Below are 13327 nucleotides of genomic sequence, written 5' to 3'. Positions count from 1 at the left end.
TGGGATAGGCTATACTATATCATAAGCTACTTACCAAATGTTGGTTTGTTTATGAAATAAATCGCCCGTCCCAATGGTGTGTCGCAGGTCTGTGAGTGGCATCTTGCGCAAAGCCGGAGTTAATTTTGGTTCCATTGTACGAAAATAAGAAAAGTCTAAGTGTGTCTGAGTTAGATTTTCTCGGAGTGACGTGACCGGCGTTCAACGAGCCATCCGTGGCTCGTGAAGCCTTGTTCTGCCATCCGTGGCAGAACATCACTGTGTATCTACAGACACACTAAGATTTTCTAATTTTCTCCCAAAGTCACAAAATCAGCTCAGGCTTTGCGCAAGATGCCAGCCTCCAGGTTATGAAACACCATTTGGGTGGGCGGTTCATCTCAAAATGGGGGCGCGGGTGTGAATTTTTGATATTCGCACGAATGGAAATATGCTTAAAATCCTAATGTGCAATATCACTGATATTCAGCCTGATGACTTGTCTGAAGTTTCATCTGCTATGTTGCATTACATTAATCATTTCGTAAATTAACAGACTAATAATGCAGATTATTATTCCAAGTATGTATGTTTAAAAGCATAGATATAACAGATTGCGTCGAGATTTTTCAACCTTTTTGAAATGAATGTCACAAAAATTTACGCACCCCCAAGGTTGTAAAATGAGTTTCCCGGCTAAGGGTGGTTCACAACCTTGCGGCTGGCAAATCGCATCAAGCCAGGACTCGTTTTGTGACTTTGGGAGAAAATTAGAAAGTCTTTGTATGCCTGTTCACAATACAGTGTTGTGCTGCCATGGACGGCAGCACAAGTCCTAATGTGCCCGGACGGCACATTTAGGACGCACACGTCACTCCGCCTCAACCTGAATCAGGCATACTTAGACTTTCTTATTTTCGGACAACGGAACAAAACAGTCCCGGCTTGATGCAATTTGCCAATCGTAACTCCCCAGAACCACCCTACACAGGGAAACTCATATCACCCACAAACCAGCATTTGTGATATGCGTAATTGCGCAAATAAGATTTCACATTATGTGCCAGCCCGGCACAGGAAAGAGGATTTAATATGTTATGGGATACGCATATGCACAGCCAGTTTTCCGGCGACAGCCACACACCGCAGGAAGACATGATCGCTGCTGCAAGACAAAAAAATTTAAAAGGAATCTGTTTTACAGACCATCTTGACATTGACTATCCGGACGAACCGGAGACATTTTTGCTGGATCTGCCGAATTATGTTTCTTCCGTGGATGCAATGCAGGAGAAATATAAGGAAGTTCTTCCGGTTCGACTCGGCATTGAACTTGGGTTACAGCCGCATCTTGCCTGCATACATGCTGACATCCTGTCACAATACCCGTTTGATTTTGTGATCGGTTCCTCACACGTCATGCACGGCGTTGATCCTTATTATCCGGCTTATTGGGAAAACCACACGGAGGAGGAAGGCTATCAGGAATATTTTGAATCCATTCTGGAAAATATCGCAGTTTTCGATGGTTTTGACGTCTATGGTCACATCGACTACGTGGTAAGATACGGTCCAAATAAAAATGCCAGTTATTCCTATCAGAAATATGCCGACATCATCGACGAAATCTTAAAGGCTCTTATTATCAAAGGCAAAGGGATTGAGATCAACACCGGCGGTTTCAAATACGGACTCGGTCATCCGAACCCGACAGAGGACATCATTAAGCGCTATCATGAACTCGGCGGGGAGATCATCACGATCGGTGCGGACGCACATCAGCCGGAGCATGTCGCATTTGATTTTGAAAAAGTTCCTTCTATCTTAAAAGAAGCCGGCTTTACGCATTATACGGTATTTAAGAACAGGAAACCGGAATTTATCCCGATTCCCTGACCGGAACTGCTGTTAGGATGCCGGGGCAAATAGTGCACTCAAGTTTATTAATTGGCAAATTGCACCAGCCGATATATTGTGAATGCACTATTTGCGCCCCAGCCTCCTGTCATTTTAACGTCTCACTGTGATTTAACACCGACGTACTATATAAAAACAGCACATCCTGATCTTTAAAATCAATATAGTTTCCAATCCGCTCCACGGGCAGATACCGGATATCCACCAGTGTGATCTTCGCATAATCTTCTGCCAGGAGTGGGGCGATGCTGCTTCCAAAGGAATCCCGGAACATGACCAGTTCCCGGTCTGTTTTCGCATTCGGATTTTCAATCGATATCAGGGATTTCGATCCTCCCAGAAAAATCTCATACATATCATTCCCCGTTGTTTTTTCCATGTCGTAAATCTTATTTTCCGCACGGTTTTCATAATCATACACGATACAGTTTTCAAGCACGTCATTATCCAGATAATACAGTGTATCAGGCTGTCCATGAAGTGCGAGCTGTCCATAATAGACACCGTAAAATGGATTTTCCAGTTCTTTTGTTTCGTATTCTGTCGCCGGATTTACCCCCATTGCCCCAGCGAGGTGCCGTGCCACATCCGTGATCTGTTCCTGCCGCCAGTGTGCATCTGTGCGGTAATAGTCCGAAAGTTCAAGATCCCCAAATATGTCAATATACTGTGCATATTTCGTCCCATCTCTCATCTGCGCCGTCAGCATATCATAATCCATGGACGGATAACCATTTTCATCTGCCAGAAAATAACTTTTATCCGGCACGATCGCCAGATAGATATCTGTGTCTGTATCCGAAAGGTAACGATCATAGACTTCCCCAAAACGCGTGACGGCATACTGCAGTGAATCCGCATGAAGCGGATATTCCATTTTGGCAATATAGCCATCTTTGATATAAAGTCCATGCTGGTCTCTCTGCCCCAGCACATACATGGAAAACGCTGTCTTTAATGCACGAAACTGCTCCCGTAACGGAAACTGGTCTTTTGCATACGACTCAAATCCACTCATAAAAGTACCATCTTTCATGTTTTCCACATTTATTTTCGGAAACTGTGCAAGTTTTCTGCGCTCTGAGACAGAAACCGTATCATCACTTTTCGCAATATTTCCTGTTAAGAATCCAAACAGGATCAGTGCCGTCACTCCAACAGTGATCCTGTCTTTTCGCTTTGTTCCCATAATTGCCCTCAAAATCTGAAATATAAAAACGGATTGAATGAACCATCTACCAGAAATGCCACACAAAGAAGCAGTAACATTACCAGCAGGAGAATTTCTGCAATGTCAAGTGTCTGCTTTAAGCCTTTCTTTTTCTGCAATCTTCCATATAATCTCACAGGAAGCGGCGTCGCCCCGATCACCGCAGTCAGGATGATCCCTGCATAACTTTTCAGATAATACAGACTCTCTGTCGTAACCGGTTTTATCTGTCCCCCGCCAAACATAGATACGATGCAATCCCAAAAATCCGCCACGGAGGATGCATCAAAAAGTACAAACCCGATCAGCACAAAAAACAGCACATGCAGGTGTCCGACGATCTTATGTTTTTTTAAATAAGGCAACAGCCATGCTTTTTCAATCAGTAAAAGCACCGCATACATTAGTCCCCACAGGATAAAATTCCATGCCGCCCCATGCCAGAATCCGGTTGCCATCCACACAAGAAAAATATTAAAGATCCACCGCACAGGTTTTACATGACTGCCGCCCAGCGGGATGTAAAGATAATCCCGGAACCATGCGCCAAGTGAAATATGCCATCTGCGCCAGAATTCGGTAATGCTCGCAGAACAATAAGGATAGCGGAAGTTTTCCGGAAAATCAAATCCAAAAACAGCTCCCAGTCCGACCGCCATATCGCTGTACCCGGAAAAATCAAAGTAAATCTGAAGCATAAACGCTACCGCATACATCCAGAAAAATAAAACCGATTTTTCCTCGGAAGCCTGAAACTGTCCGATCAGCTCCCCGAGTACATTTGCAATCAGTATCTTTTTTGACAGCCCGGTCACAAATCTTCGAATTCCATATGCACACTTTTCCACGCTGTGCATACGGTTTTCAAGCTGACTTCTGATATCCGAATAGCGCACGATCGGCCCCGCAACGAGCTGCGGAAACATTGCAACATAAGCAGCAAACGTGAGCAGATTTTTCTGTGCCGGGACATCTCCCCGGTATACATCTACCGTATAGCTGATGACCTGAAATGTATAAAAACTGATGCCAAGCGGCATTGCAATGCTAAGCAGTGGAATTTTCTGCCCTGTCAGCACATTGAGATTCTGTATGAAAAAATCGGCATATTTGCAATAGATGAGCGGAAAAATTTCCAATAAAACAGCGGCAGCCAAAAGAATTTTTGACTGCCGTTTATTCTGACATGTACCGATCAGACGGGCAGACAGATAACCAGCTAAGATGACTGCTGCCATCACCGGCAGGTATTTCGGTTCTCCCCATCCATAAAAGATCAGACTCCCCAAAAGAAGCACTGTATTTTTCATCCGCCCCGGAGCCAGAAAATAAACCAGCACCATACACGGAAGAAAATAAATCAAAAACGTGATACTTGAAAATAACATTTATACGATCCCGTCCTCACTGATGACTTTCGCGTTTTCATAAGTCTGCGTGAGTTTGTCTTTAAACGTGTTTACCAGTTCTTCATTTCCAAAAACAGATACCAGATAATCATCCAACGAAATTACAACCAGCTTGTCCGGAAATCCACACATCCACTGTCTGCCCATCACATTTTCCTTGAGGTCTGCCGCTACGCTCTTTACATCATCTGCATTTTTCAGATGATAGGCACCGCAGGTAAATGTGTTCGCATTCATCATGTGCATGATGGAAGCCGCATTATCGATCTTTTCCGCATCCGCCGCCGGAAAGCCAAGCATGCGGTCTAATTCATCCGCATCCGTGATCCCAAATGTCCCCGGCGCATCCTCTGTCATATTTTCTTCCGTCATATCTCCGCCTGCGATGGCGAATTTCTCGTCTTCTTCGTAGCTGTTCCAGACTGTGGTAAGAAGCTCTTTGGCATCTTTGATCTCTGTCTTTCCTGATGAATCCCTGCTGTCTGTTTTATTTCCACAGGCAGCAAGTGACATTGCAAGAAAAATTGAAAGCAATAGTATTATAAATTTTTTCATGTTCGCCTCCATTTTTGTTTTGTTTGGTTTTATTTTTCTCATCGTATCATGTTTTATACCGGGTGGAAAGAGAATATTCCATTTTCTTTAATATCTTCTCACGATCCGATCAACACATTTTTTCCTTCAAATGCAAATCCATAATGTCTGATCTTCTCTTTTGGTATTCCCCGTGCCAACAGTTCGGCATCATATTTTTTTCTTTGATCTGCACTAGTGATGACTGTACTGTTTTCTTCAAGTGTCTGCTCTTTTTTATTATTTTTTACCTTAAACTCCAATATAATTGCTGGTATTTTTGTTTTTTCCCGCTCTTTCGGAACCATCATGACATCATATCTGCCAAAGCCGCTTTCCCGGTTTGACCTGATTTCATAGATATCTGTCTGGTCTGCTATTAGTCCAAGCACAAATCCATGATAAAATCTTTCCGGTTCCTGATTTCCAGTGTCTTCCCTTCCGACATCAAAATAACTAAACGTCGGTTGGGTTCCCCACACTTTGAAATCGGAATAACAATATATTTTTTTAAGATTTATTTTATAAAAAAACTCACAGAAAGGATTTTTTGATTTTCCTTTCTGTGAGATCTTTTAAAATTGTCCAAGGAGAATAAATATCTCTTCCCTTTTAATATTGTCTCTTATTTAAAATAAGCCACACCGGACTCAAAGATCTTCAGATCCTGTTCTCCGTAAATGTTCATTGCCACGCTTCTGTCACGTCTCTCGGAATGAGCCATCTTACCGAGCACACGTCCATCCGGGCTTGTGATACCCTCGATGGAACAGTAGGAACCATTGACGTTCCACTCTTCGTCCATGGTCGGAACACCTGCCTCATTGACGTACTGTGTTGCAACCTGACCGTTTGCAAACAGTTTATCAAGCCATTCTTTCGGTGCAACAAAGCGTCCCTCTCCGTGGGATGCCGGGTTGCAGTAAACTTTTCCAAGTTCCGCCTGTGCTAACCACGGGGACTTGTCGGTGACAACTTTTGTGTATACCATCTTGCTGATATGGCGTCCGATCGTGTTGTAGGTCAGTGTCGGGGAATCTGCTGCCTGCGGGCGGATCTCGCCGTAAGGTACCAGTCCTAATTTGATCAGTGCCTGGAATCCGTTACAGATACCAAGGGCTAAACCGTCTCTCTCATTTAACAGTTTCATAACTGCCTCTGTCATCTTTGCGTTGCGGAATGCGGTTGCAAAGAATTTTGCAGATCCTTCCGGCTCATCACCGGCGGAGAATCCACCCGGGAACATGATGATCTGTGCCTGATCGATTGCCTTGGTAAATTCATCTACGGACTCACGGATGTCCTCAGCATTTAAGTTTTTAAATACTTTTACGATCGTATCCGCACCTGCGCGCTCAAACGCTTTTGCACTGTCGTACTCGCAGTTGGTTCCCGGGAATACCGGAATAAATACGGTCGGTCTTGCCACTTTATGTTTGCATACATAAACAGAATCTGCATGATAAAGATCTGTCTTTACTTCCTCTTTATCTTCGGTTGCACGAGTCGGGAATACTTTCTCCAATGTGCCTGTCCATGCGTTCAATGCCTCATCGATCGCAAGTTTCATATCGCCACAGATAAATGCTGCTTCCTCATTGACAGCACCTGCTCTCTTTACGTTTGCAGATAAACCTGCATTCTGCAGTGCCTCGTAAACTTCTGCAGTCTTGCCTGCCGGAACTTCTGCCACGATATTACCAAAGCCCGGAGCAAACAGTGTATCAGTTGTCACATCGGTATCTACTGTCACGCCAAGTTTGTTACCGAATGCCATCTTTGCAAGTGCTGCTGCAAGACCTTTTCCGTCAAGCGCATATGCGGAAACGATCGCACCTTTCTGGATCAATACATGAACCGCATCATAAAGTTTCATGACCTGTGCGTAAACCGGCACGTCATATTCGTCTTTGTCGATTGTAAAGTATAACAGTTCATTTCCTGCTGCCTTTAACTCCGGTGTGATGATATCCTGCTCTTTTGCCACATCCACTGCAAAGGAAACCAGTGTCGGCGGTACATCAATATCATTAAACGTTCCTGACATGGAATCTTTTCCACCGATAGATGGAAGTCCAAAACCGATCTGTGCATTGTAAGCTCCGAGAAGTGCTGCAAATGGCTGGCTCCAGCGCTTCGGATCCTCGTTCATTCTGCGGAAGTATTCCTGGAATGTAAAACGGATCTTTTTATAATCACCACCTGCGGTCACGATTCTTGATAAGGACTCTAATACCGCATAGATCGCACCGTGGTACGGACTCCAGCTTGCTAAATACGGATCAAAACCATATGCCATCATGGTTACGGTATCACATTTTCCATGTGCAACCGGAAGTTTTGCCACCATGGACTGTGTTTCTGTGAGCTGATATTTTCCACCGAATGGCATGTAAACACTTCCTGCACCGATGGAACCGTCAAACATCTCCACAAGACCTTTCTGGGAGCAGACATTCAAATCAGCCAGCTCTGCAAGCCATGCTGCCTTCATATCGTTTTTCGCAACCGCATCTGCAACTTTTGGTGTAGAGATCTTATTTAAGTAATTATCCTCCGGTACCGGCATATCCACTGCAACGTTGGTCTCCTGATGCGCACCGTTGGTGTCTAAGAAGGCACGGGAGATATTTACGATCTCTTTGCCTCTCCACTCTAAAACAAGTCTCGGCTCCTCCGTTACAACGGCAACTTCCACTGCCTCTAAGTTTTCCTCCGCTGCGTAGCCTAAGAAGGTCTTGACATCCGAAGGAGATACCACAACTGCCATACGCTCCTGGGATTCTGAGATTGCAAGTTCTGTTCCGTCTAATCCGGCATATTTCTTCGGCACTTTGTCAAGCTGTACGCGAAGTCCGTCTGCAAGCTCACCGATTGCTACAGACACACCGCCCGCACCGAAATCGTTGCATTTTTTGATGATATGGGCAACTTCCTCACGGCGGAACAGGCGCTGGATCTTGCGTTCTGTCGGCGGGTTACCTTTCTGTACCTCGGCACCGCAGACTGCTGTGGACTCTGTGTTGTGCGCTTTTGAAGAACCTGTGGCACCACCGATACCGTCACGTCCGGTTCTTCCTCCAAGTAAAATGATGATGTCACCCGGATCAGAGGTCAGTCTCTGTACGGCACGTCTTGGAGCAGCACCCATGACCGCACCGATCTCCATACGTTTTGCCACATAGTTTGGATGGTAAACTTCTTTGACGTATCCGGTTGCAAGACCGATCTGGTTACCGTAAGAGCTGTATCCGTGTGCAGCTTCTCTCACCAGTTTTTTCTGTGGAAGTTTTCCGGAGATCGTCTCGGAAACAGGAACCGTCGGATCTGCGGCACCGGTCACACGCATTGCCTGGTAAACATAGGTACGTCCTGACAACGGGTCACGGATCGCACCGCCAAGACAGGTAGCGGCACCACCAAACGGCTCGATCTCGGTCGGATGGTTGTGTGTTTCATTTTTGAAATTAACCAGCCACTCCTCTGTCTTTCCGTCTACTTCTACCGGAACAACGATGGAACATGCATTGATCTCATCGGACTCTTCCTGATCCTGTAACTTTCCTTCTTTTTTCAGACGTTTCATTGCCATCAGGGCAAGATCCATCAGACATACAAACTTATCACTGCGTCCTGCATACAGGTTCTTGTGGGTATTTAAGTAATCCTCATAAGTCTCTTTCATCGGCGCGCAGTAATAGCCATCGTCAAATGCTACGTTCTTAAGCTCTGTGGAAAATGTGGTATGACGGCAGTGATCAGACCAGTAGGTATCTAACACACGGATCTCCGTCATGGACGGATCGCGTTTTTCATCGTTCTTAAAATAATTCTGGATATGTAAAAAGTCTTTGAATGTCATCGCAAGATTCAATGAATCGTATAACTCTTTTAATTTAGCCTCCGGCGTATCACGAAAACCGTCAAAGATCTTAACATCCTCCGGCTCCGGGAAACTCTGCACTAAAGTCTCAGGTTTCTCTAAGCCTGTCTCTCTGGAATCGACCGGGTTGATGCAGTGTTTTTTGATCGCTGCAAACTCTTCGTCACTGATTGTTCCCTCGATCGCATAAGTCACTGCGGTGCGGATGATCGGCTCTTCCTCTTCGTTTAATAATTTCACGCACTGTTCTGCGGAATCTGCTCTCTGGTCAAACTGTCCCGGTAAGAACTCTACGGAAAATGTTCTTGCTCCGTTTAAATCAAACTCTTCCTCATAAATATCGTCTACCGGCGGTTCGGAAAAAACGGTTACTAAGGCTTTTTTATAAGTTTCCCCGGAAATATTTTCAATATCATAACGGATCAGCTCGCGCACCTTCGTCACACCACTGATTCCAAGATAACTTCTGATTTCAGACTGCAATTCTTTTGCCCGGACTGCATATTCCGGTTTCTTCTCAACATATACACGTTTTACACTGCTCATGTGGTAACCTCCATTCTCAGTTTCCATTTGTCTTTTCAAAGTATAACATAGGTTATAAAATAAGCATAATTAATATATTTAATCTTATTTATTAATTTTATTAATATTTCTATAAATAATAGAATGCACACTCTGCGAGCATTTTATTGTCATGAATTATATCTGCTTTGTTGCAGACATGTTCTTATTTTTACTCCTGAATCATTTTCTTTCATTGGAAAATTCTTTCACGCATCCCCATTATCAGTCTTTATTGACAGATTTATAAGCACGTCTTATAATCATGATAGTTATTTTTATTAACATTCTTCATTCAAATGATATGCGGCCAGCCCGCAGAAAGAGGACTTCATGGATATCAATTACGAATTATATAAAGTGTTTTATTATGTGGCAACATCCTTAAGTTTTTCCGAGGCAAGCAAGCAGCTTTTTATTTCCCAGTCCGCGGTCAGCCAGTCGATCAAAACGCTTGAGAAAAAGTTAGACCAGCCGCTTTTCATCCGCAGCACGAAAAAAGTACAGCTCACTCCTGCCGGAAAAGTATTATTAAAACACATCGAACCGGCAATGAACCTGATTCAGCGCGGTGAAAGCCAGCTTTTAGACTCCGGCAGTCTCGGACTCGGTCAGCTTCACATCGGTGCAAGCGACACCATCTGCCGTTACTTTTTAGTACCTTATTTAAAACAGTTCCACAAAAAGTTCCCGAACGTGCCGATCAAGGTGACGAACGCGACATCCCTTAGCTGCGTGGTTCTCCTCGATCAGGGAAAAGTCGATCTGATCGTGACCAACTTTCCGAACTCGAACCTGAATCACTCCTACATTCAGAAGACCGTCTGCAATTTTACCGACGTATTCATTGCAAACCCGGCATATTTTAACCTGAAACAGCAGGAGATCCCGTTTGAGGAACTGAAACAGTACCCAATCCTCATGCTCGACCGCAAAAGTACGACGAGCCAGTTCCTGCACAACCTGTTTTTACAGCATCAGCTTGAGCTGATCCCGCAGATCGAACTTAGCAGTAACGACCTTCTGATCGACCTTGCGCGCATCGGTCTTGGTATCGCATTTATACCGGATTACTGTTTAAGCCGGGAATCCAAAGATCTGTTTATCGTAAAAACAAAGGAAAAACTGCCATCGAGACAGATGGTCGCAGCCATCAACCCGACGCTCCCGGTTTCACAGTCCACCGAGGAATTCTTAAAACTGCTGCCTACGATCTGACACAGACTTAAGAACGGTTCCAGAATTCTTCTAAATACTTTTCCACCGTATCTATCCTGCATACCGTCTGCCTTTCCCATTCTCTTGGGAACAGCGCACGGTATTCACTCTGCAGGAAACGCTCATCTAAAAGTTCTATGACTCCGACATCCTCCACCGTCCGTATCACTCTTCCTGCCGCCTGTAACACCTTGTTCATTCCCGGATACCGGTAGGCATAATCAAATCCGACACCAAGCCGTTTTTCAAAATATCCCATCAGGATCTCCCGCTCATTGCTGATCTGCGGCAGTCCCGTGCCGACGACAATCGCACCGATCAGCTGTTCATTTTTCAGGTCGATCCCTTCCCCGAAAATACCGCCCATCACACAAAATGCAGCCAGCGATCCTTTCCGCTCTCCCGATAATTCTTCCGAAAATGCCTGTAAAAAAGACTCTCTTTCTTCTTCTTTCATCCCAGGCTGCTGAATCAACGTTTCCGTTTCACAGGATGGATCTGACTGGCATTTTTCCAGAAAGACATCGCAGACCTGCTCCATCATTTTGTAGGATGGAAAAAACACCATATAATTTCCTTTTTTTGCATCTGTCGTCTTTTTTACATAGGAAGCGATCCGCTCAAACTCCCCTGCACTTCGTCTGGTATACTTGCTGCTCACATCATTTCCGAGCAGCAGCAATTTCTGTTCTTCCCGGAATGCCGTCTTTGCGTAAACTGCATAATTATCCGTTTCAGTCGAGAGCAGGCTCTTATAATAGCCCACCGGAAGCAGCGTCGCGGAAAAGAAAATAGTTGCATTCCCTTTGTTGATACGCTCCTGCAGGTTTTTCGACGGATCCACACAGTATAATTTGAGTTTAAAGCGTCCATCCTGCTCGTGTTCCGCATAAACGACATAGTGGTCATCCAGCAGTTCATAAATATTCAAAAAATTGCGCAGATTCAGATAAAACTCACTTAAATCTTTCCGCTCCGTGAACTCCGGTGCTTTCTGTAAAAATTCATCGAGATCCGACGCCACGTTCATTAACTCAAACGCAAAATTTCCAATTGATTCATAGATCACATATTTCTCACACTCACGCTTATAGGAGAGCAGTACGCGGTTACATTTTTCCAGTTCCCGCATCAGTTTTGCCTGACCATATTTCTTTAAAATCTTCTTTGCCAAAAGAAAATCTTCCTTATATATAATGGCACTGTACATCTCCCGGCTCCGCTCGACCAGATTGTGCGCCTCATCCACCAGAAAAATGTAATCTCCTGTGGTACCATCCGCAAAAAAACGTTTCAGATAGACATTCGGGTCAAATACATAATTGTAATCACAGATGATATCATCCACCCATGTCGCCGTATCCAGACACATTTCAAACGGACAGACATTGTATTCCTTCGCCTGTTCTAAGATCACCTCTCTCGTGATCATATCTTCCTTTTGCAGCAACGAAAAAACTGCATCGTTGACCCTGTCGTAGTGCCCTTTTGCGTATGGACAGTTGACAGGATTGCACTCCATCTCCTCACACAGGCACAGCTTTTCTTTTGCCGTGATTGTAAGCACTTTTGCCTGATATCCGTTTTTACGCAGAAGTTCAAATGCTTCCCGCGCCACCGTCCCTGTGATCGTCTTTGCCGTCAGATAAAAGATCTTGTCCGCTAAATCCTCCCCAACCGCCTTGACCGCCGGAAACACGGTCGATATTGTCTTTCCTGCTCCGGTCGGCGCCTGGATAAAAAGATTCTTCTTTCTGCTGATCGTGCGGTACACACCGGCTGCTAATTCCTTCTGCCCTTCCCGGTAGGAAAATGGAAACTGCAGCGGTTTGATGGATGCCTGACGCAGTTTTTTCCATGCGAACTGAAAATCAGCCCATTTTTTGTACTCGGTGATCAGCTTCTCAAACCAGATCGCAAGTTCCTCAAACGTGTAATCATAATGAAAATACCGGATATCCTCGGTATCTAAATTACAGTACGTCATCTGCACTGAAATAGTGGCAAGATCATGCTGCAGGGCATAGATATAGGCATAACACATCGCCTGTGCACGGTGTACACCGACCGCATCGTCTAACAGATCAAGTTTCATGTACATGCCCTTAATCTCGTCGATCGTGACTTTGCAGTCTTCTGGCATCGTCATGTGATTAAAATTATCCGCAAATGTGATCTCTTCCTCCGCGCTCTCGATCAGAATCCCGTCCGCACGTCCCTCGATCACAAGCTGGTACTCGTCTTCCTCGATTGCAATTTTCAGTGGAACCTCCGCATGGTAATTGCTGCCCATCCGCTTCTGGATCTTTCTGTGGATTCTTCCCCCGGCAAGCATCGCCTCCGCAGAAGCACCGCGTCCATGGCGGTTGTCGATATCGCCCTCCCGCAGGATAAATTCGACCAGATCACGGACCGATATTTTTATGACACCTTTTTCGTTCTTTTCAATCTTTTTGCTCATATATGGATTATAGCACAAAAAAGACTGATTCCACATACCTTTCCAGATATATAAATCAGTCTTTTCATCTATCCCTTTATCTTCTGTTATACATCGTCCCATAAATCATGATC

The 13327-nt window shown here is 44.7% G+C and carries 8 protein-coding genes; 2 read left to right on the top strand and 6 right to left on the bottom strand.

Annotation, left to right across the window (positions count from 1 at the left end):
• Positions 1 to 1071 precede the first annotated feature (1071 nt).
• Positions 1072 to 1875 carry a histidinol-phosphatase HisJ family protein gene (locus RIL182_RS06495; protein ID WP_006858107.1) on the top strand — a complete coding sequence of 268 codons (804 nt, stop codon included), beginning with the start codon at positions 1072 to 1074 and terminating at the stop codon, positions 1873 to 1875.
• A 109-nt stretch (positions 1876 to 1984) separates the two neighbouring features.
• Here RIL182_RS06495 and RIL182_RS06490 read toward each other — a convergent pair whose 3' ends face one another.
• The 5 genes from RIL182_RS06490 to RIL182_RS06470 form a co-directional block, all read right to left on the bottom strand.
• Positions 1985 to 3085, bottom strand: coding sequence for a DHHW family protein (locus RIL182_RS06490; RefSeq protein ID WP_006858108.1), 1101 nt, complete (start codon positions 3083 to 3085; stop codon positions 1985 to 1987).
• Between the two features lie 8 nt (positions 3086 to 3093).
• A complete protein-coding gene (locus tag RIL182_RS06485; RefSeq protein WP_006858109.1) occupies positions 3094 to 4494 on the bottom strand; it encodes an MBOAT family O-acyltransferase in 1401 nt (466 codons plus the stop codon).
• Positions 4495 to 5070: a bacteriocin transport accessory protein gene (locus RIL182_RS06480; RefSeq protein WP_242655600.1), complete on the bottom strand. Its 576-nt coding sequence runs from the start codon at positions 5068 to 5070 to the stop codon at positions 4495 to 4497. It abuts the gene before it with no gap.
• Positions 5071 to 5168: 98 nt separating this feature from the next.
• Positions 5169 to 5570, bottom strand: a complete 402-nt coding sequence (locus RIL182_RS21615; protein ID WP_006858110.1) for a PD-(D/E)XK nuclease domain-containing protein — start codon at positions 5568 to 5570, stop codon at positions 5169 to 5171.
• Positions 5571 to 5713: 143 nt separating this feature from the next.
• Positions 5714 to 9517 (bottom strand): phosphoribosylformylglycinamidine synthase, encoded by a 3804-nt coding sequence (locus RIL182_RS06470; protein ID WP_044999345.1) that lies wholly within the window; start codon positions 9515 to 9517, stop codon positions 5714 to 5716.
• A 351-nt stretch (positions 9518 to 9868) separates the two neighbouring features.
• Between RIL182_RS06470 and RIL182_RS06465 the strand changes: the two genes are divergently transcribed.
• Positions 9869 to 10753, top strand: coding sequence for a LysR family transcriptional regulator (locus RIL182_RS06465; RefSeq protein ID WP_006858111.1), 885 nt, complete (start codon positions 9869 to 9871; stop codon positions 10751 to 10753).
• 7 nt (positions 10754 to 10760) lie between these two features.
• Here RIL182_RS06465 and RIL182_RS06460 read toward each other — a convergent pair whose 3' ends face one another.
• On the bottom strand, positions 10761 to 13316 hold the full coding sequence (locus RIL182_RS06460; protein WP_006858112.1) for an ATP-dependent DNA helicase: 2556 nt from the start codon (positions 13314 to 13316) through the stop codon (positions 10761 to 10763).
• Positions 13317 to 13327: the final 11 nt, after the last annotated feature.

The sequence above is a fragment of the Roseburia intestinalis L1-82 genome, from assembly GCF_900537995.1.
Taxonomy (GTDB): Bacteria; Bacillota; Clostridia; order Lachnospirales; family Lachnospiraceae; genus Roseburia; species Roseburia intestinalis.
Note: the sequence above shows the minus strand (reverse complement) of the source record. Positions and strands in the feature narration are given on the sequence as shown.